The sequence below is a fragment of the Synechococcus sp. MU1642 genome, assembly GCF_020514115.1.
GTDB lineage: Bacteria > Cyanobacteriota > Cyanobacteriia > PCC-6307 > Cyanobiaceae > Parasynechococcus.
Genome location: NZ_VTKZ01000002.1, coordinates 136,948 through 156,321, shown reverse-complemented (window position 1 = coordinate 156,321; position 19,374 = coordinate 136,948). Strand labels below are relative to the sequence as shown.

19 protein-coding genes are annotated in these 19,374 nt (G+C 61.1%); 13 read left to right on the top strand and 6 right to left on the bottom strand.

The window, feature by feature from the left end; translation table 11 throughout:
* Positions 1 to 15: 15 nt before the first annotated feature.
* Positions 16 to 1,425, top strand: a complete 1,410-nt coding sequence (locus FZZ85_RS03440) for a pyridoxal-dependent decarboxylase (RefSeq protein ID WP_226412254.1) — start codon at positions 16 to 18, stop codon at positions 1,423 to 1,425.
* Positions 1,426 to 1,546: 121 nt separating this feature from the next.
* Here FZZ85_RS03440 and FZZ85_RS03435 read toward each other — a convergent pair whose 3' ends face one another.
* The 3 genes from FZZ85_RS03435 to FZZ85_RS03425 are packed head-to-tail and all read right to left on the bottom strand — an operon-like array spanning position 1,547 to position 4,213.
* Entirely contained in the window at positions 1,547 to 3,136 is a 1,590-nt protein-coding gene (locus tag FZZ85_RS03435; protein ID WP_226412252.1) for a YcjF family protein, read from the bottom strand.
* Between the two features lie 34 nt (positions 3,137 to 3,170).
* Positions 3,171 to 3,647, bottom strand: coding sequence for a signal peptidase II (gene lspA / locus FZZ85_RS03430; protein ID WP_226412250.1), 477 nt, complete (start codon positions 3,645 to 3,647; stop codon positions 3,171 to 3,173).
* Positions 3,644 to 4,213 carry a biotin transporter BioY gene (locus tag FZZ85_RS03425; RefSeq protein WP_226412248.1) on the bottom strand — a complete coding sequence of 190 codons (570 nt, stop codon included), beginning with the start codon at positions 4,211 to 4,213 and terminating at the stop codon, positions 3,644 to 3,646. Before FZZ85_RS03425 ends, lspA begins: the two co-directional genes overlap by 4 nt.
* A gap of 56 nt (positions 4,214 to 4,269) precedes the next feature.
* Here FZZ85_RS03425 and FZZ85_RS03420 point away from each other — a divergent pair, with 56 nt between their 5' ends.
* A complete protein-coding gene (locus tag FZZ85_RS03420) occupies positions 4,270 to 4,497 on the top strand; it encodes an NAD(P)H dehydrogenase assembly family protein (protein WP_226412243.1) in 228 nt (75 codons plus the stop codon).
* Here the strand turns inward: FZZ85_RS03420 and FZZ85_RS03415 are convergent.
* On the bottom strand, positions 4,494 to 5,750 hold the full coding sequence (locus tag FZZ85_RS03415) for a pitrilysin family protein (RefSeq protein WP_226412241.1): 1,257 nt from the start codon (positions 5,748 to 5,750) through the stop codon (positions 4,494 to 4,496). The two genes, FZZ85_RS03420 and FZZ85_RS03415, sit on opposite strands and share 4 nt — an antisense overlap.
* Positions 5,747 to 7,030: a pitrilysin family protein gene (locus FZZ85_RS03410; RefSeq protein WP_226412239.1), complete on the bottom strand. Its 1,284-nt coding sequence runs from the start codon at positions 7,028 to 7,030 to the stop codon at positions 5,747 to 5,749. The genes FZZ85_RS03415 and FZZ85_RS03410 overlap by 4 nt, the downstream gene beginning before the upstream one ends.
* Before the next feature lie 18 nt (positions 7,031 to 7,048).
* On the opposite strand from FZZ85_RS03410, the gene FZZ85_RS03405 reads away from it, so the two are divergent.
* The 11 genes from FZZ85_RS03405 to FZZ85_RS03355 all read left to right on the top strand — a co-directional run bounded on the left by FZZ85_RS03405 (position 7,049) and on the right by FZZ85_RS03355 (position 17,661).
* A complete protein-coding gene (locus FZZ85_RS03405) occupies positions 7,049 to 7,792 on the top strand; it encodes a phycocyanobilin:ferredoxin oxidoreductase (RefSeq protein WP_226412237.1) in 744 nt (247 codons plus the stop codon).
* Positions 7,792 to 8,688, top strand: a complete 897-nt coding sequence (locus FZZ85_RS03400; protein ID WP_226412235.1) for an HlyD family efflux transporter periplasmic adaptor subunit — start codon at positions 7,792 to 7,794, stop codon at positions 8,686 to 8,688. Before FZZ85_RS03405 ends, FZZ85_RS03400 begins: the two co-directional genes overlap by 1 nt.
* Complete coding sequence (gene devC, locus FZZ85_RS03395) at positions 8,685 to 9,854, top strand: ABC transporter permease DevC (RefSeq protein WP_226412233.1); 1,170 nt, start codon at positions 8,685 to 8,687, stop codon at positions 9,852 to 9,854. Before FZZ85_RS03400 ends, devC begins: the two co-directional genes overlap by 4 nt.
* Entirely contained in the window at positions 9,854 to 10,531 is a 678-nt protein-coding gene (locus FZZ85_RS03390; protein ID WP_226412231.1) for a DevA family ABC transporter ATP-binding protein, read from the top strand. The genes devC and FZZ85_RS03390 overlap by 1 nt, the downstream gene beginning before the upstream one ends.
* A 36-nt stretch (positions 10,532 to 10,567) precedes the next feature.
* A complete protein-coding gene (locus tag FZZ85_RS03385; RefSeq protein ID WP_006850288.1) occupies positions 10,568 to 10,723 on the top strand; it encodes a hypothetical protein in 156 nt (51 codons plus the stop codon).
* A gap of 91 nt (positions 10,724 to 10,814) precedes the next feature.
* The gene (locus FZZ85_RS03380) at positions 10,815 to 11,747 is read left to right on the top strand and encodes a glycosyltransferase family 2 protein (RefSeq protein WP_226412229.1); all 933 of its coding nucleotides are present in this window, start codon (positions 10,815 to 10,817) and stop codon (positions 11,745 to 11,747) included.
* A 130-nt stretch (positions 11,748 to 11,877) separates the two neighbouring features.
* A complete protein-coding gene (gene rpsB, locus FZZ85_RS03375; protein ID WP_006850376.1) occupies positions 11,878 to 12,594 on the top strand; it encodes a 30S ribosomal protein S2 in 717 nt (238 codons plus the stop codon).
* Between the two features lie 84 nt (positions 12,595 to 12,678).
* Positions 12,679 to 13,341, top strand: a complete 663-nt coding sequence (tsf, locus tag FZZ85_RS03370) for a translation elongation factor Ts (RefSeq protein ID WP_226412227.1) — start codon at positions 12,679 to 12,681, stop codon at positions 13,339 to 13,341.
* A gap of 5 nt (positions 13,342 to 13,346) precedes the next feature.
* Positions 13,347 to 14,468 (top strand): hypothetical protein, encoded by a 1,122-nt coding sequence (locus tag FZZ85_RS03365; protein WP_226412225.1) that lies wholly within the window; start codon positions 13,347 to 13,349, stop codon positions 14,466 to 14,468.
* A gap of 32 nt (positions 14,469 to 14,500) precedes the next feature.
* A complete protein-coding gene (gene recG / locus FZZ85_RS03360; RefSeq protein ID WP_226412485.1) occupies positions 14,501 to 16,939 on the top strand; it encodes an ATP-dependent DNA helicase RecG in 2,439 nt (812 codons plus the stop codon).
* A 20-nt stretch (positions 16,940 to 16,959) separates the two neighbouring features.
* Positions 16,960 to 17,661: a M15 family metallopeptidase gene (locus FZZ85_RS03355; RefSeq protein ID WP_226412223.1), complete on the top strand. Its 702-nt coding sequence runs from the start codon at positions 16,960 to 16,962 to the stop codon at positions 17,659 to 17,661.
* Here the strand turns inward: FZZ85_RS03355 and FZZ85_RS03350 are convergent.
* The gene (locus tag FZZ85_RS03350; protein WP_226412483.1) at positions 17,625 to 19,367 is read right to left on the bottom strand and encodes an NADPH-dependent assimilatory sulfite reductase hemoprotein subunit; all 1,743 of its coding nucleotides are present in this window, start codon (positions 19,365 to 19,367) and stop codon (positions 17,625 to 17,627) included. The two genes, FZZ85_RS03355 and FZZ85_RS03350, sit on opposite strands and share 37 nt — an antisense overlap.
* Between the last annotated feature and the right edge of the window lie 7 nt (positions 19,368 to 19,374).

Sequence of the window (19,374 nt, the reverse complement as noted above, 5' to 3'; positions counted from 1 at the left end):
GTTCACGGGTCTCCGTTGCAAGCCTGTTCCGAGTCTCAGCATCCACCGGATCGGCTTGCTCCGTTCGCCATCCCGTCGGCCACAGATCCGGTGCTGAGGGACTTCCTGCATCGCAGTTCAAATTTGCTTTGCAGTTGGATCGGCTCCGCTGATCGATCAGGCCCGGTCCCCGTCATGCGCCCATTGCCTGACGTGGCCCCAGGGGTTGAGGGGGCCAGCGTTGAATCGCTGCTCAGTGACCTTCAGCAGGTGATGGATGGGGCGTATCAGCCGTCCCATCCCGGTGCTCTGGCCCATCTCGATCCGCCCCCGCTAACCGCATCCATTGCGGCGGAATTGGTCTGTGCAGGTCTCAACAACAACCTTCTGGCCGAGGAGCTTTCGCCTGGTCTGACAGGCCTTGAACATGACCTCTGCCGCTGGTTCTGCCACCGGATTGGCTTGCCCACGGGGTCTGGAGGCGTTCTGGCCAGCGGCGGAACCCTTAGCAATCTCATGGCGCTGGTGGCGGCACGGGCGGCGTTGGGGGCTAGTCATCGGGATCCTGTGCTGCTGTGCAGCCAAGATGCCCACGTCTCGATCAACAAGGCCGCAAGGGTGATGGGGCTGGCGGATGATGCGCTTGAGACGCTTCCCGTGGCTGCGGATGGTGGCCTTTGTCTCGAGGCTTTGGCCGAGCGTTTGAGATCCCTGCAATTTGAGGGACGTCCTTGCTTGGCGGTGGTGGCCACGGCCGGCACCACAGTGCGCGGAGCCATTGATCCTCTGTTGGATGTGGCAACCCTCTGCCGTGATGCTGAGGTCTGGTTGCATGTTGATGCCGCCATCGGCGGTGTGTTCGCGCTGAGTTCCAGCCATGCATCTCTTATGGACGGCATGAACCTGGCGGATTCGATCACGCTGAACCCCCAGAAATTGCTGGGCATCACCAAGGCGTCATCCCTGCTGTTGCTGCGGGACCGAACCCATCTCCGTCAGGCCTTTGCTACGGGTTTGCCCTACATGGAGGCGCCCAAGGGGATGGATCACGGCGGGGAGATCGGCTTGCAGGGCACCCGACCTGCGGAGATCCTCAAGCTTTGGCTGGGCATGCGTCAGTTGGGCGAGGCGGGTATCGAAGCGACGCTCAGCGGAGCTTTGCAACGGCGAACCGCCTTTGCAGCCCAGTTGGATCCAAAGAAGTTCACGTTGTTGAGTGGTGATCTTCACCTGCTCGCATTTCATGCCAAGCAGGGGGACGTTGATGAAGCCGGCCGTTGGAGTCAAGACACCCGGCAAATGCTGCTGTCACACGGCTACATGCTGTCGCGACCTTTCTACGGCGATCGTTTCTGTCTCAAGGCGGTTTTTGGAAACCCCCACACCACGGCTCAGCACCTCAGCGACTTGTCGGGACGAATTAATGGATCCCTGGCTCCAGCCTGATCGTTCAAAATCGCCATCGTTTGAAAGGCTCCCATGTCGGAACAGCAGCAGGGTTCACGCTGGGTTGCCATCGTCACCGGGGCGATCTCCGTGGCGATTGGTGTGCTCTATCTGCTCCTGATCACGGTTCTGGATGCCCGGGGTCCGATGCTTCCCCCTCCTGCTGAAGCCCTGGCCGGGGGGGAAGCCGTCCCGCCGCCGCCGTCTGAAGCGGTGCAACAACTTGTCGCATCGCACTGGCCAGAAAGCGCTGCAGTGAGAGTTCCCGTCGGTTGAGCTCAAAGGCCTGTTGAACAACGGTTTGCATGCCGCCGTCACCCCAGTCTTGATCCTGCTCGAAATAGCGCATGAAACTGCTTCCGGCGATTCGGGTGAGCCATGCGGTTACAACCCCCTGGAGCACCTGACCCAGAACCAAGGTGGGCAAGCTCAGACTAAGGCTGGTGCCCAGCAAGCTCATGGCACCTTTGACGATGCCCAGCTTGCCCAGAGTCTGTCCGAGGGACAGGGCCAGATCCTTGGCGCGATCACGGGACATCTCGACCCCGTAAATCTTGGCCATTTCCAGGATCATCTGGGCATTCACCGCTGCTGTACTCAATAGATCCACCCCAGGCAGCGGGTTTGCAGCGACGATCCCCGCTCCCATCCAGCTGTAGCGGTCGATGCAGCGTTTGGCTTCCCGTGACCGCTGGTCGTTCAACAGGTCGCGCCCACGGTTGTCGAGGGATCGGCATTGCAGAAGGATGTTGTCGGCAATCAATTCCTCCCCCTCGGCATGCAGCACAACGGCGAGGCGCTGCAGCAGATCGCTGACGTCAGGTAGCGGCTGCAGCGGGCGACGTCCGGGTTGAGGAATCGATTGAGGAGATGCACTGCAGGCCACTACATCAGCAGCGTTGAGCAATCCCTGGCAACGGGAACGAAGCACTTGCAGGAGTCTCTTTTCCTCGTCAATACCGCGTAAATCTCGCTTGTTCAGCACCAAGAGCAGGCGCTTGCCGAGACCGGCGAGGGAGCTCACGACCTCGTATTCCGAGGCCCTGAGGTCTCCGTCCACCACCACAATCAAAAGGTCGGCGCGAACCGCCCGACGACGGGCTGTTTCCTCTCGGCTGAGGCCGTCTTCCCCAGCTTCCAGGATTCCTGGGGTATCCACTAGCTGAAGACCACGCTGCAAACCTTTCAAACGCAGGCGGTAGGTACGGCTGGTTTTGGTCACGCCCATGGGCGCTCCCACATCTCCGACCATTTCATTGAGCAGGGAACGGATCAGCGATGTCTTGCCGCTGGATCCGGTGCCGAAGATCACAACCACCAGATCGCCTCGTTTCAGCTCCTCAGCGACCCGATCGCGTTCGTTCTGAAGGCTGCGGCGGCTGATGTCGTCCTGGATCCGTTCGATCAGACGATCGACGTGGCCGAGGCTGGTGTTAGCTGCATCCCGGCGGTTCTGTGGAGCGGCGGTGGGTTGACTTTGGCGTTGGGCCGGGCGTGTTTTCAGGCGTCTCCACATCGGCCAACCCACCTGCACCGCCACGGTGACTAGCAGCACGAACCCCAGCAGCAGCACCGGCGTCAGTAACCAGGGAGGTAGGAAGTAACTCAGATCCCACAGCAGGCTGCGGATGGTCTGAACGGCGATGCCGATCAGCACGAGAGCCGCAAAGGCAACGGCGAGACCGATCAGCAACCGGGTTTGACGTTTCATGCCTGCGTCACACCAGCCTCAGGGCAAGTTTGGGTCAGCCACGGCTGCTGTCACCCCGGCGTGTCATGAGGTCGATGGCAAAGCAGAGCACCGAGAGATTGATGGCGACATCCGCCCCATTGAAGATCGGGAAATCGATCGGTTGGAGCGCCAGAAAATCCACCACGTGGCCGAGACGCCAACGATCAAGACCATTGCCCAGGGTCCCGCCCAGAAGCGCCGCAGCGGCAAGGGCCTGCCAGAACGGCAGCACCTGTTCACGCCAGATCCACAGGATCAGCCCAATGCCAACCCCAAAGCTGAGCAGCCCAAGCAGAGCAGTGGAGTTCTCTAAAACACTGAAGGCTGCGCCTGTGTTGTGCACCAATTGCAGGGAGAGCAGGTGCGGCAGCAGGGGTAGGGATTGACTCCCTTGCAAAGCGCTGGAGGCAGCCGCCTTGCTCAGCTGATCCACCACCACGATGACCAGGGCGATCAACAGGGTTGAGCGACGCGGAAGTGCTCTCTTCATGGCTCGATAACTAACAACCGGCGCAGTACAACCGAGAGGAATCCTGCACCGATGCAGAGCAGCATTTGACCCAGTAGCGGACCGATCGAAAACTGCATCAGCAGCTCGGGGAAGCCAAGGGCCCATCGCCCCAGCAGAGCCCCGAGGGCGAGATTCAGTACCCCGCAGATCTGGAGAACAAGCAGTCCCGCAAGGGCGCAGAGCGACTGTCTGGGCAGGTCATTCATCCCTTCCTGCTGCGCCAGTCGACCGGTCAGCCAGGCCGCGGGAACGAAGCCCGCCAGATAGCCGAAACCCGGTTCAAGCACGTAGCTCAACCCTCCACCGCCATGAAACACCGGCAGATTTAACAATCCCAGGGACAGATAGCCGACAGCGGCCATCACGGCGGCACGCGGTCCACTGACCATGGCGCAGAGAAGCAGAGCTGGCACCTGCCATGTGACGGGCAGGGGGAGAATGATTGGATCGGGGGCAGGCAGGAACAACGCGGCCGGCACAAGACCACCGATAAGGATTGCCAGCAGACCCGCCAGGGCACCGCACCAGCAGGCGAGAGCCCTCACACCATTCGCACAACTCGGCCCATCCTGCTCGACAATGCAGATCCTGCACAGTCCAGATGACGGTATCGATTGGTGATCGCCTGCGCCTGTCGCAGCAGCTTCCGTACCTCAAGTCGGCGGATCCGATGCCGATGCTGAGACCGCCTGATCTGGTGGCGGTCGGTGAGGTGGGCGAGGTGGTTGCGCTTCATCCGATGGACACGGTTGCCGTGCGTTTTCGCCGGGGCACGTTTCTGATTCCTCTCGACCGGCTGGATGCGGTGGATGCCGCTGAGGCGGACTAGGCAGCGGCTCGGCGCCGCCAGCGCCGGGCGAGCTGCTCTAGCGCACTGGAGGTTCCGCACAGGCTGAGTCGTGGCTCGCTCAGCCAACTTTTGGCTGCCCGGCGCACATCCGTCGGTGTCAGCCCCGCGAGAGCTTCAACACAGCGCTGGTCATGATCGTCGGGCAACCCCTGTGCCTTCAGCTGAACGCGTCGCTCCGCCCGTTGGGAGCAGGTCTGCAGGCCCTGGGCGAGCTGACCGATGTACTTGGCCCGTGCGAGCTCGAGTGCGGCCTCACTGAGTGGTTGCTCACTCAGCTCATCCCAGATGTTCACGAGCAAGTCTAGAGCTAGCTCTGAGCGCTCCTCCACGCTGGAGGCCATCAGCACAAACGGTGCAGGCCCCGTCAGGGCAGGGAAGTGAGCTGCCACGTCGTAGGCCACGCCATGGTCTTCCCGAAGACGCTGGAACAGCAGACTCGACATGCCCACCCCTAGATGGCACTGCAGCAGACGCAGCGCCAGTTCATCCGGGTGGCCATGCCCCACCGTCGCTTGCCCAAGCATCAGAACCACCTGTTCGGTGTCCATTGGTTCGAGCTGGATCGTTTCGGTCCCAACCGCTTCGGCGTAGGGCCGGCGGCCTGAGGGATCGTTGCTGCTCCCCTGAGGCCAGTCGTAAAAGTCCTCAAGCGTGCCGATCGTGTCGATGATTTTTGCCGGGACGCTGCCCGCCAGGGCGAGAACGCTCGACGTCCGCGGTAGCCGTTCGGCCAGGGGAAGAAGTGCCTCCCGATCCAGGTCAACCAGCTCCTCTGCGATGCCCATGGGGTCGTGGCCGTAGCCCCCGTTGCCATAGACCAGCTGTCTCCATCCGGTCGTGGCGCAATGGAAGGGGTCCTCCCGTTGCCGTTGCAAGGCCTGAATCGTGAGTGAACGCTCAAGGGCCACCTGGCCGGGCTCAAGCTGGGGGGAACGAACCATCTGTGCCAACAGGGGCAGGAGCTGCCCTGCGTCTTCCACCGTGCAGCGCAGGCTCAGCACAAGTGCGTCCTCCTGGGCATCGCAGCGCAGACCAGCTCCGCATCCCTCAACAAGGTCCGCCAGCTCCACGTGGTTGTGTTGTCCACAGCCTCGGCTGAGCAGGGATGCCAGCAGGTCATGGGCGCCCCGTGTTCCGGCAGGGTCGTCTGCGCTGCCGAAAGGAAGCAGCAGTTTTGCGGCCAGAATCCCCGGGCTAGAGACCGGTTCGATCAGCAGTTCGGGGTTGCTCATCCGTTCTTCGTCTTGGCCTTGGCGGTCAGCACAAACGCCTGTTCGGGTTGAAGCCTGGGAAAAAAGTCTGAGCGAAGCCGCTCGGGCGTCCATGGCAGCAGGAAGGCCAGGGGGTGAAGCAGATCCTGCTGCCGGTCCCACAGGGTCTGGCTGGCGCTGATTCCAGACACCTGACCCGTCGATTCCAACGCATAGCGCAGTCCGTTGCTCACCAGCTGCTGGCCCCGTTTCAGCTCCTGATCGCTGACGAGCTCATCTCCCATGGCGCGCAGCTGCCGGTTCACTTCGGCTTCCACAGCTTCCAGATGCTCGTCCGGACAGATCACCTCAAGGGTGATCAGGCTTCCCTGCTCCAGAACGGAGAGGTCCATCGACACACTTTCAACGATCTGCAGTTCCTCCCTCAAGCGGTTCACGAGACGGCTGCGTCGTCCTTCCCCGAGCAGGGTTGTAGCGAGATCAGCTGCCATCACGCCTGGCTGATCCTTGGCCTGGGGTGCTCCCCAGAGCATCAGAAGTCGAGCGGATTCGAGCCGGTCCACAACAACGCTCTCGCGTCCAGGACGCACGCTCAGGGGGGATGACGGTGATGACGGATCAGAGGCATCCAGGAGGCCCGACAGAGCCGAGGCCCCCAGGGCACTGCGCAGCTCCGCTGATGCAGGCCCGGCCATCGCCAGGCAGCAGTTGGAACCGCGGTACTGCCGCTGATGAAACGCACGCATGGCCTCGGAAGTCATGCCCTCCAGGCTGCGGGGTGTACCCAGGATGGGTCGCCCGTAGGGATGCTGGTCACAGCCCTTGCTCAAAAGCAGTTGCAGCACTTGTTCATTGGGTTGATCGGCGTATTGAGCGATCTCCTCAAGCACCACCCCCCGTTCCGTGTTGAACCCGTCTCGTTCGAGGCTTGGCAGTAACACCAGTTCGAGCAGCAGATCCAACGCCTCGCGGGCACGTTCCGGCGGTGTCAGCACGTGGAAGTGGACGTCATCAAAGCCTGTTGCGGCATTGCTGCTGCCCCCAAGAGCTTCGATGGCCTCGTCGAACGCCCCTGCGGCCAGCCGTTCACTTCCCTTGAACACCATGTGCTCCAGGAAATGGGCCATGCCCTCTTCCCCTGGCTGTTCACTGGCACTGCCGGCACGGCACCAGAGATCGAGACAGGTCAGGGGTGCATCCGGCATGTTGGCCGACACGCAGCGCACTCCGTTGGGGAGGGTCCAATGGTCCAGTGGGGGACCGGAGAACGGAAGGTTCAGAACTGCGTGGCAAAGTTCCATTCTGTGCCTGCCCCTTCGATGCAGCCCAAGCCGCTGGCGCCACCGCCAGGACAGCACCCCCTTGTGCATGCCTTGGCGGCGTCGATCCGTAGTGCCTGGGCGGGATTGCCCGGATTGGAGATCCTTTCCTGCGATGAGGATTTGCGCTTCATCCAGGGCCAACTCGATGGTGAAGGCCTATCGATCGGCAACGAGCTTTTTCGCTGCATCGGCCTTCGCAAGCTTCATTTAGAGGTTGCGCGACTCGGCAACGGACTTCAGATCCTCCACAGCGTCTGGTTCCCCGATCCCCATTACGACCTGCCGATTTTCGGTGCCGACATCGTGACGGGCCCCGCTGGCGTTTCCGCCGCGATTGTCGATCTTTCCCCCACCTCCGATGCCCTGCCGGAGCAGTTGATTCAGCGGCTTGAGGCCAAGCCCTGGCCGGCGTTCCGTCAGGTTCGGGACCTGCCGGCATGGGGATCAGTCATCTTTTCGAAAAAGGTGTGCTTCATCCGCCCCGATGGTGCTGACGAGGAAGCGGCTTTCTTGGAGTTGGTGAGCCACTACCTGCAGGTGATGGCTACCAGCGTGATGGAAGCGACTCCCGAATCGTCAAAGGCTCTCACTACAGTCCGCCGATACCAGGGTCAGTTGAACTATTGCCTTCAGCAAAAACGCAACGACAAGACCCGCCGCGTGCTCGAGAAGGCCTTCGATTCCGCCTGGGCCGATCGCTACATCGACATACTTCTTTTCGACAACCCACCGGAACTCTGATGACCCCCAAGCGCTGGTCTGTTCTGGCTGGGAGTTTGCTAATTGCTGTCATCGGGGGCTGGTTGCTTCGGCCGACGCCCGAACCCAAGCCGGTTGAACCGCTGCCTGCACGCACGGTTAGTCCGGAAGCGGTTGCTGCCCTGGGGCAGCTGCAGCCGGCTGGGGACATCCGCAATCTGGCGGCACCCAATGCGGGGATGGCGGGGACACCCCGGGTGGCAGTCCTCAAGGTGAATGAGGGTGACCTGATCAAGCGGGGCCAGGTGTTGGCGTCGTTCGATCACCGTGATGGCCTCCTCGCTGATCTAGAGCGTGTCGACGCGGAATTGCGCAGCCTCCACCAGGAGATTCGTCTTCAGGCCATTGAGGTGGAGCGCTTCAGCAAAGCCGCGGATTGGGGTGCTGCCGAGTTGACTCTGGTGGACAACAAGCGTGAAGAGTTGGTGCGCCTTCAGGGAAGGCGGGATCAGGCCTTGGCAGAGCGCAAAGGGCTTCTAGCCGACCTCAGGCTGAGCCAGCTGATCTCGCCCCTTGATGGTGTTGTGCTCAAGCTGCACGCCCGTGCAGGCGAGCGCCCTGGTGCGGAGGGGGTGATGGATGTGGGTGCCAACCAGGCGATGCAGGCCAGCATCGAGGTTTACGAATCGGACATCTCCCGAATCCGCACCGACCAGTCTGTACGCCTCACCAGCGAGAACGGTGGTTTCCGCGGTGAACTCCTCGGTAGCGTTTTGCGCATCAGCCCGCAGGTGGAACAACGGTCTGTTCTCTCCACCGATCCCACCGGCGATGCCGACGCCCGCGTTGTTGTGGTTGATGTGGTGCTCAACCCTAAAGATGCCGCCAAGGTCAGCCGTCTGGCTGGTTTGAAGGTAATCGCCCGCTTCGATCCATGAACCGGTTCTGGCGGGGCCGTCGGATTCCTCTCTCCTGGCTGTTGCTGACGCGCCAGCCCTTTCGCTTGCTGGTGGCACTTGCCGGCATCAGCTTTGCGGGAATTCTGATGTTCATGCAGCTCGGATTCCGTGATGGCCTCTTTGATGCCAGCGTCACGGCGCACCGGCTGTTCGATGCCGATGTCGTTCTGATCAGTCCCCGCTCCGCCAGCTCCGTGAGCATGGAAGCCTTTCCAAGGCGGCGGCTGGTTCAGACCCTGGCTGATCCCGATGTCGATGGGGTGACTCAGGTGCACTGGGGGCTGATGCTCTGGCGCAACCCTGAAACGCGGCGCAACCGGTCGATCCTGGCATTGGGCTTCAATCCCGACGACCCCTTCTTTGTTGACCCCTCCCTGGCTGAGAAAACCGACGCTCTCAAGCAGAAAGGGCGGATCCTGTTTGATCAGCTGTCACGCCCTGAATTTGGACCCATTGCTGATTGGTACCGCGATGGCCGGGTGGTGGAAACCGAGATCGCTGGCAACCGCGTCCGGGTCGCGGGTCTGGTGAGCCTCGGCACCAGTTTTGGTGCCGATGGCAACCTGCTCACGAGCACCGAGACGTTCCTCGATCTGATGCCTCAGAAGCCGCCTGGGGCCATCGAAGTGGGTCTGGTGCGGTTGAAGCCAGGAGCGGATCCTCAGCAGGTGGTGTCCCGATTAAGCCAGCGACTGCCCAAAGATGTTTTGGTGCTGACCAAGCAAGGCTTCATCGATTTCGAGCAGAACTACTGGAAGAGCAGCACCTCCATCGGTTTCATCTTCACCCTCGGCGCAGCCATGGGCTTCGTGGTGGGCTGCGTGATCGTGTACCAAGTGCTCTACACCGATGTGAGTGATCACCTGCCGGAGTACGCCACCTTGATGGCGATGGGCTATCGCCTCAGTCATCTATTGGGGGTGGTGGTCCGTGAGGGCTTCTACCTGGCGGTGATGGGATACGTCCCCGCCTACCTGGCTGGTCAGGGTCTGTACTCGTTCGTTCGTGACGCCACCAAGCTGCCCGTCGGTATGGATTTTTCCCGAGCGTTGACCGTGCTGGTGATGATCCTGGTGATGTGCATGTTGTCGTCGCTTCTTGCCATGCGTCGTCTCATCGATGCAGACCCCGCGGAGATCTTCTGATGGCAACTGTTGTTGTCGACAACCTCTCCCATGCCTTCGGCCAAGGGGAGATGCGCCGCGAGGTTCTTCAGAACATCAGCTTCAGTATTGAGCCAGGCGAAGTGGTTTTGCTGACCGGTCCCTCCGGCTGTGGCAAGACAACGCTGCTCACCTTGATCGGCGCCTTGCGGACTGTTCAGCAGGGCCAGGTGTCGGTGCTTGGTCAAGCGCTTCATGGGGCCGGCCGTCGGCGCCGCCAGCAGGTGCGCCGGTGCATTGGGATGATTTTTCAGGGCCACAACCTCCTGCGCTGCCTCACTGCAGAACAGAACGTGCAGATGGGAGCCGATCTTCTGCCTGGTCTCAGCTACAGGGCTCGTCGGGATGAAGCCCGTCAGTGGCTCCGCGCCGTAGGTCTGGAGGACCACATGGCCAAAGTTCCTCACGACTTGTCCGGAGGACAGAAGCAACGGGTTGCCATTGCCCGTGCCCTTGCCGCAACCCCTCGGCTGCTCCTTGCTGATGAACCCACCGCTGCATTGGACAGCCGCACGGGCAGGGAGGTGGTGGAGCTGCTTCGCCGACTGGCCCGTGAACAATCCTGCGCGGTGCTGATGGTGACCCATGACCCGCGCATCGTTGATGTCGCCGATCGCCTGCTCCAAATGGAGGATGGACGACTAATGAATGCTGTTTAGTAAGATGAAAGTTGATATCAGAGCCCGCAGTTCCGCATGGCCAAGCGCAGAAACCTGAAGAAAGAAAAGCAGGAGCGGAACCGCGCTTACGCGCGCAAGTTCAAGAAACGCAAGATGCGGAACGATGGCCGCGGTGAAGGAGCTGGTAACGGTGTGACCGGAACAGCCAACAATGGTGGTGCCGCCGACTGAGCAGCGGATCAAATCATCCACAAAAAGGGGGCCTTAGGGCCCCCTTTTTTATTGTTCGTAGGGTGGGCTCCCTTCTGCATCGGCTGTCGCGATGTTCGTCAGCGTCGTTATTCCGACATACAACCGACGCCCGATCCTCGAGAAATGCCTCTCGGCACTAGAAGATCAGCAGCTTGCTGGAGCTCTTCAGGACTACGAAGTTGTTGTGGTCGACGACGGTTCCAGCGATGGAACGCCGTCGTGGCTGAGGGAACAAGCCATTCGTTTTTCTCATGTGCGCCTGATTGAGCAGGAGCACGGTGGCCCTGCGGAGGGTCGGAACCGCGGCGTGGATCACGCCCGTGGTGATGTGATCGTCTTCATCGACAGCGACCTGGTGGTCACAGAGACCTTTCTGGCCACCCATGCACGGGCGTTGAAGCAGTGTTGGCACCGGCGTGGTGATCGGCTCTGCTTCACCTATGGCGCTGTCATCAACACCGCCAACTTCGAAGCACCTTGCTCGGAACGCCACAAATTACGTGACTTGTCCTGGGCTTATTTCGCCACCGGGAATGTGGCCATTGATCGGGAGGTCCTGGAACGTTCAGGCCTGTTCGATACCGGTTTTCGCTTATACGGCTGGGAGGACCTGGAACTGGGCGAGCGCCTGCGGCGGATGGGGGTTGAGTTGGTGAAGTGTCCAGACGCGGTCGGTTACCACTGGCACCCCGCCCTGACCCTCGACCAAATCTCCCGCCTTGTGGAAGTGGAGGGAGAACGGGCCCGTATGGGGCTTGTCTTCTACCGCAAACATCCAACCAAACGGGTGCGGCTGATCATCCAGTTCACCTGGTTCCATCGCATCCTCTGGGAAGTGCTCAACCTCGGCGGGCTGATCAATCCCTCCAGCCTTAGCCCGCTGCTCCGCTGGCTGATCAGGCATGGCTATCCGGGAACGGCGATGGAGCTGCTTCGTTTGCCCCTCAATCTCATTGGTGTGCGTGCTCTGTTCCGTGAAGCCAGAGCGGCGGGACTTCGCTGATCAACGTTTTGATAGCTTCTATAGGTCCTTTCACTCCGCACACCTGCCCGTTTCGGGTGCACCGTGAGACCAGCTCATGCTGGTTGTTCAGGTCCCTGGCAGGTGGAGGCGAACCCGAAACCCTCAATCCATGGCTGTCGTAACCCTTGCCGAGATGATGGAGGCTGGTGCCCACTTTGGGCACCAGACCCGTCGTTGGAACCCCAAGATGTCGCGCTACATCTATTGCGCGCGCAACGGCGTTCACATCATCGACCTCGTGCAGACCGCCGTCTGCATGAACAATGCCTACAAGTGGACTCGTTCTGCTGCCCGCAGCGGCAAGCGTTTTCTCTTCGTCGGTACCAAGAAGCAAGCCTCTGAAGTGGTGGCGCTTGAAGCAGCCCGCTGCGGAGCCTCCTATGTCAACCAGCGCTGGTTGGGCGGCATGCTCACCAACTGGACCACCATGAAGGCCCGGATCGACCGTCTCAAGGATCTTGAGCGGATGGAGTCCAGTGGCGCTATCGCTATGCGCCCCAAGAAAGAGGGTGCGGTCCTGCGTCGTGAACTCGAGCGTCTCCAGAAGTATTTGGGTGGCCTCAAGAACATGCGTCGCTTGCCTGATGTGGTGGTCCTGGTGGACCAGCGTCGTGAGTCGAATGCCGTGCTGGAAGCCCGCAAGCTCGACATCCCTTTGGTCTCCATGCTGGACACCAACTGCGATCCGGACCTCTGTGAGGTACCAATTCCCTGCAACGACGACGCCGTTCGTTCTGTGCAGCTGATCCTGGGTCGTTTGGCTGACGCGATCAATGAGGGTCGCCATGGCTCTAACGATCAGCGTGGTGGTGACAGCGAAGGCTGATCTCCTCTGACCGCTAAGTTCACGCCGCTGATTCCAAACAGGGAATCGGCGGCGATTTAATTCCACTTCTCACTGCTCCGACCAATGGCTGCTGCCGTATCCGCCAAGCTTGTCAAAGAACTGCGCGACAAGACCGGCGCAGGGATGATGGATTGCAAAAAGGCCCTGGCCGCCACGGAAGGCGATGCCGACAAGGCCGTTGAGTGGCTCCGCCAGAAAGGTATCGCCAGCGCTGAAAAGAAATCCGGTCGCACCGCCGCCGAGGGCGCCATCGGCAGCTACATCCACACAGGTGCCCGAGTGGGTGTGCTGGTTGAGGTGAACTGTGAAACCGACTTCGTGGCACGGGGCGACATGTTCCAGTCGCTTCTTCGTGATGTCTCCATGCAGGTGGCGGCATGCCCCAACGTCGAGTACGTCACCACCGACGAGATTCCCGACGAGATCCGTGAGCGGGAAAAGGCAATCGAGATGGGTCGTGACGATCTCGAGGGTAAGCCTGAGCAGATGAAGGAAAAGATCGTTGAAGGTCGCATTGGCAAGCGCCTCAAAGAACTCGCCCTGATGGAGCAGCCCTTCATCAAGGACAGCTCCATTACCGTTGCTGATCTGGTGAAGCAAACCGCCGGCAAGATCGGCGAGAACGTGAAAGTTCGTCGTTTCACCCGTTACACCCTGGGTGAGGGCATCGAGGTGGAAGACAACGATTTCGCTGCTGAAGTGGCGTCCATGCAGAACGCCGGCTGATTCCCTTGTCCGAACCGGACGTCAGGCCTGCTTACGACCCGTCAGAACAGCTGGCACGCCTACAACGGTTGTGCCGGCTGCGGGCCATTGCCTTCTATAGGGAGCAGGCTCTCTATCTACAAGTGCTGAGGGAGCTGCTGGAAGGAGCCACTCGTCAGGCACTGTTCGATCTTCTTGGTGAGGTTGATCCCTCCCGTTTCAGTCGTCTTCCGGAGTCGACCCGTCAGAATTTCCATGCGTCGGTTACCGACCTGATTGACCGCTGCAGCGTCTTGCTCACGGTGGAGCAGCTGATGCAGCTTGTGCAGCAGATGCAGGAGGAGCAAAGGCGCCAGCAGGCGCATGCCAGCCGAAGCATGCTTCAGAAGCTCAGCCGCCAGACCCAGGACAGTGCACCTGAGCTCGAACCCCCTGCGAATGGTCTGCCACGGGAGGAGCCCAGTGGTTCCATCCGTTTGAGCCTGGCTTCACCGCTTGAGTCCCCCCAGGGCACCGCTGCTCAGGATCCCGTTACTGAATCGGTCCCTGAACCAGAAGAAGCCAGATTGTCTGGCGATCTTGATGTGCTCCGATCACTGTTCGAGCTGGCCGGTGATGCCATGCAGCAGGCCCAACACCCCCTTCAGCCCGGTGTTGATCTGGATCAATCGGTTGAAGGCAACGACCACTTTCTCCCAAGTGAGCCGGATGCGCTGTTGCACTGGATCAACGCCATGGATCAGGCGATTGAGCGACGGCTTCGCAATTTGTCCCACGCTTTGAATGTGCAGATGCTGCGGACAGGGCTGGCCCAGACCCTCCTCCCCATCAGCCTTCTTGATGCTGTCTTGAAGGGACAAGTCGAAACGCAGCCAACCGCTACGAACGTGCTTCGCCTGCGCCTTCCTCTGGCCGTCGGTGAGCTCGACCAGGGCATGGATGTGCTCTGTGTGCTCCTGCGCAGTAACGATTTGGAGTTCGACAGCCCACGTTTGCGTCAGTGCCGCAAACGATTGCGCACTCACCACGATGCTCTGCTCACAATGGTGCGGCAGCAGCGTCATTGGCAGCGTCGCTCTCTGGATCGTGAGGCCCGGACCCATTGGCAGACCCCATCCGATTCAACGCAGCAGCTGAGCGGGGACTGACCAGCGAGCAGCTATCGCTGCTCCTGGCGTGGATGCTTCCCATTCAGCGCTCGCTGGGGTTGGAGGCTGATCGAGGTTTTCAGAATCTGCAGGGTCGCCAGCAGCGGTTTCACGACTTTCTGCAGCAGCAGCTTGCCGCCCCACCGGCCGTGCCCTTCCCTCAGGGTGTCAGTGAGCGTATGTCCAAGTTCAGCGCAGGCTTTGCCGATTATCCGGACCTCGCTGACCCTGTCCGCCGTCGCTTGGTCACCGATGCCCGTCAGTGGCTGCATGAGCTGCGCCATCGCTTGGAGCCCTCGGCTCCCATGGCACCGCCACGCCTCAAGGTGGAGGCATCTCCCCAGAAGCGGACCACCTCCCCTCTGCAGCTCGACAGTCCCATCACTCAGATCCGTGGTGTAGGGCCGAAATTCGCTGCTCGGCTGGCCTCTATCGGTCTACTTCTGGTGCGCGACCTACTCCGCTATTACCCCCGCGATCATGTCGATTACTCCGCGATGCGCCGCATTGAGGCGCTGGTGTCGGGGGAAACAGCCACGATCGTTGCCACGATTCGCCGTTGCAACGGATTTGTCAGCCCGAGGAACACCAACCTCGCCATCATCGAGCTCCAGCTGGAGGATCCGACGGGTCGCCTGAAGGTGAGCCGTTTCCTGGCGGGCAAACGCTTCAGTTCTCCTGCCTACCTCAAAGGACAGCAGCGCCTCTACCCCGTTGGTGCCACCGTGGCCGTTAGTGGTCTCGTGAAAGACGGCCCCTACGGCATCACCTTTCAGGATCCATTGATCGAGGTGCTGGACAGCCCCTCGTCTCCAGTCAAATCCCCCAGCATCGGGCGACTTCTCCCGGTGTATCCCCTCACCGAAGGGGTCGGAGCTGATCGTTTCCGCAGCCTGATCGATCAGGTCTTGCCCCTCGCGGCATCCTGCCCTGATCCTCTCCCCGCCGCGCTGCAGCGGCAATTCCATCTACCGATGCTGGCGGATGCCCTGCAGGCCCTGCATGCGCCCAAGGATCGCGAGAGCCTCGATCAAGGACGCCGCCGGTTGGTGTTCGATGAGTTTCTGCTACTGCAGCTCGGCCTGTTGCGCCGACGCCAGGCGTTGCGCTCTCGGACGGGACCTGACCTTGATCTTCAGTCCAGTTCCAGTGGGCTTGTTGGGGAGTTCATGGATCTGCTGCCCTTCCGCTTCACCGCAGCCCAGAAACGTGTGTTTCAGGAGATCGAAGCCGATCTGGCGCGCACCGAACCCATGGCCCGACTGGTGCAGGGGGATGTCGGCTCTGGAAAGACAGTGGTTGCCATTGCTGCGTTGCTCAGCACCATTGCTTCGGGCTGGCAGGGGGCTCTGATGGCCCCCACGGAGGTCTTGGCCGAGCAGCATTACCGCAACCTCTGCCAGTGGCTGCCGCAGCTCCACGTCAGCGTCACCTTGTTGACGGGATCCACGCCACGGCCCCGCCGCCGAGAGTTGCTGGATGACCTGGCCAACGGTTCCCTGAAGGTGCTGGTGGGCACCCATGCTTTGCTCGAGGATCCGGTTGTCTTCAACCGCCTGGGGCTGGTGGTGGTGGATGAACAGCACCGTTTCGGGGTGCATCAACGAGATCGCCTGCTCAACAAGGGCTTGCAGCCTCATCTGCTCACCATGACGGCAACACCGATCCCAAGGACCCTGGCGCTCTCGATGCATGGGGATCTGGATGTCAGCCAGATCGATGAATTGCCTCCAGGGCGAACACCGATTCGTACTCGCATGCTCACTACCGGAAAGCGGGACAAGGCCTATGAGTTGATCCGTGAGGAGGTGCAGCTGGGCCAGCGGGCCTATGTCGTTCTGCCTTTGGTGGAAGAGTCGGAAAAGCTCGAGCTTCGCTCAGCCGTTGAGGTTCACGCTGAATTGGCCTCGGAGGTTTTTCCTGATCTGGCAGTTGGTCTGCTGCATGGACGTCTCTCCAGTGCCGACAAGCAGGCGGTGCTCACCGATTTCGCTGCGGGCAAGACCCAGGTGCTGGTGTCAACCACGGTGGTGGAAGTGGGGGTGGATGTGCCTGAAGCCAGCGTGATGGTGATCGACCATGCCGAACGCTTTGGGCTGGCGCAGCTGCATCAGTTGCGGGGGCGCGTCGGCCGTGGTGCTGCTGCCTCCCATTGCCTGTTGATCAATGGCAGCTCCAACCCCCTGGCCCGCCAGCGTCTGGATGTGCTGGTGCGCTCCACCGATGGCTTCGAGATCGCCGAGATGGATCTGCGCTTTCGCGGTCCTGGCCAGGTTCTGGGCACCCGTCAGTCGGGCCTGCCTGATCTGGCCCTGGCCAGCCTTGCTGATGATGGTTCCATTCTGGAGGACGCACGAACAGCCGCCCAGGAGCTGTTGAAGCATGATCCCGAGCTCGCGCAGCACCCGTTGCTGCGTGAGACCCTCGATGCACAGCAGCGTCGCCTCAGCGGCGGCACCCCTTTGAACTGACCTGTCCCGTTGCAGTTTCGATGCGCCCCTGGAGCCCGATTCCGATCGAAGATTGCGGTGAGCCCTTGCAACTGCTGCCTCCCAATTTGCTGCGGATGGAACCCCATCCGTACGTCACGCTCGGAGCACCCTATGGGGCGTCTGGGAATCCTTTCCAATTGCGCTTGGGGGTCGTTCAGCGCCTGCTTGAGGCTCAGCAGCGGTTGATCGAGCACGACCCCAGCCTGCGACTCAGCATTTTTGATGCGTGGCGGCCAATCGCCGTGCAGGCCTACATGGTGGACTACAACATTTCGGAACTCTGCCATGAACGCGGTGTGGAGGTGCGCTCGGGGGACGCCTTCGATGAGGTGGTGGCCGATGTGGGACGTTTCTGGGCCGCTCCCAGTCGGGATCCCGCCACGCCTCCACCCCACAGCACCGGTGCTGCTGTTGACCTCACCCTCAGTAGCAGCGATGGAACGCCGTTGGCCATGGGTGGAGAGATTGATGCCATCGGTGCAGTGTCTGAACCGCAGCACTACGCCGGTCGGGAGGATTCCGAAGCTAGGCGCTGGCATCAACGCCGGCAGTTGCTTGCTGAAGTGATGGGATCAGCCGGCTTTGTTCAGCATCCGAACGAGTGGTGGCACTTCTCGTTCGGCGATCAGCTCTGGGCCTGGCGAAAGGCTGCAGCTGTGGCTGTCTACGCCGAGGCCATCAACAGCGAGCTCACTTCCTGATCGCCCAGCTTCTCGATGTGGTCCCCGAAGCTGCGTCGTCCACCGGCAGCTTTCCAGCTGAGGAGGAGCGGCTCAAGGGTTTTTTCCAGATCGTCCAGGGGTAGTTTCTCTATGTAGGGGCGCGCAAGACGCTGGAGGTTAGGAGTGCCGCCGAGCCACAGCTGGTACTGGTTGACTCCGTTGCCCACCAATCCCAGCTCCGCCATGTATGGGCGAGCGCAGCCGTTGGGGCAACCGGTCATGCGCACCAGAAGAGACTTCTCAATGTCGAGCCTCCGCAGCTGGGCATCGAGGCGATCCAGTACATCCGGAAGGATGCGCTCCGATTCGGTGATGGCGAGCCCGCAAGTGGGCAGAGCCGGGCAGGCTATGGCATGTCTGGCAAGAGGGGCTGGGGCCTCAGGTACCTCAAACCCAAGGGCCTCCAGCTGGGTTCGAATGCTGGCTCGTTGGGAGGTGCCGATGTTGCACAGCAGCAGGTCTTGATTGGCGGTGAGACGAATCTCTAGCTGGTAAGTCTCCACCAGCTGCCTGAGCCCTGCCTTGAGCTCTCCGTTTAGGCGACCGCAGAGCAGGGGCAGTCCCACAAACCACATCCCAGCCTTTTGCCGATGCCAGCCGAGGTAGTCCAGCAGCTTGGCCTTCGGCTCATTGCGAAGCCCCTTGAGGGGTCCCTTGAAGTAGGTCGTACATAGGGTTTCGCGGAACCATTGGATGCCCTTGTCGTGCAGCAGGTACTTCATGCGGGCGTGCTTGCGCACCTCCCGATCCCCGTGATCCCGTTGCAGCGCCAGGATTGCCTGAACCACATCCAGAACGTCGGCGGCATCTACGTAACCCAACGGATCCGCTGTTCGAGCGAAGGTATCCTCCTTGTTGTGGGTGCGACCCATTCCACCGCCCACGTAGACGTTGCAGCCACGCAGTTCGCCGGAGGGGTCGGTGAAGGCAACCAGGCCGATGTCCTGGGTGAGCAGATCAACGGAGTTGTCCCCTGGCACGGTGACGGCCACCTTGAACTTCCGGGGCAGGTAGGTGTCCCCGTAGAGAGGTTCCTCAGTGCTGCCGGAAAAAATGCCGCCTTCGCTCTGGCGCTTTCTGGTCTTCTGAACGGCTCGGCTGGGCTTGAAGCGATAACTCAGGTCACCATCCACCCAGAGGTCGAGATAGGCCCCCTCGGCCGCCTCGGGGCTTAGCAGATCGGCAATTTCATCGGCGAGGCGCCGTGCCACGGGATAGCCGCCTTTCTCAAAAGGAGCTGGGGGTGCCATCACGTTGCGGTTGATATCCCCGCAGGCCGCCAGGGTCGAGCCCATGTTGCGAACGATGGTGCCGATCACCTCTTTCAGATCGGCCTTGGCGATGCCGTGCATCTGGAAGGCCTGACGGGTGGTGGCTCGCAGAGTTCCATCCCCAAGGCGGTTGGACAGGTCATCGAGGGCGAGGAACAGCCTGGCCGGGATGCGTCCTCCCGGACTGCGCAGCCGCAGCATCATTTGCCAGCTGCGGACCTTGTCTGTTTTGCGCAGTTCGCGGTGGTGCTGTTGGTAGCTGCCGTGAAACTTCAGCAGTTGAACGGCATCTTCCGTGAAGCGAACGTCGTCGTTGCTGAGTTCGCTCAACAACGGGTCGCGCAGATGGTCGCTGTCCAGCTTGCGCTGTTCCGCCTTGGACAGCAATTGAGTTTCTGATTCCGCCACTGCCAAGGAGCCT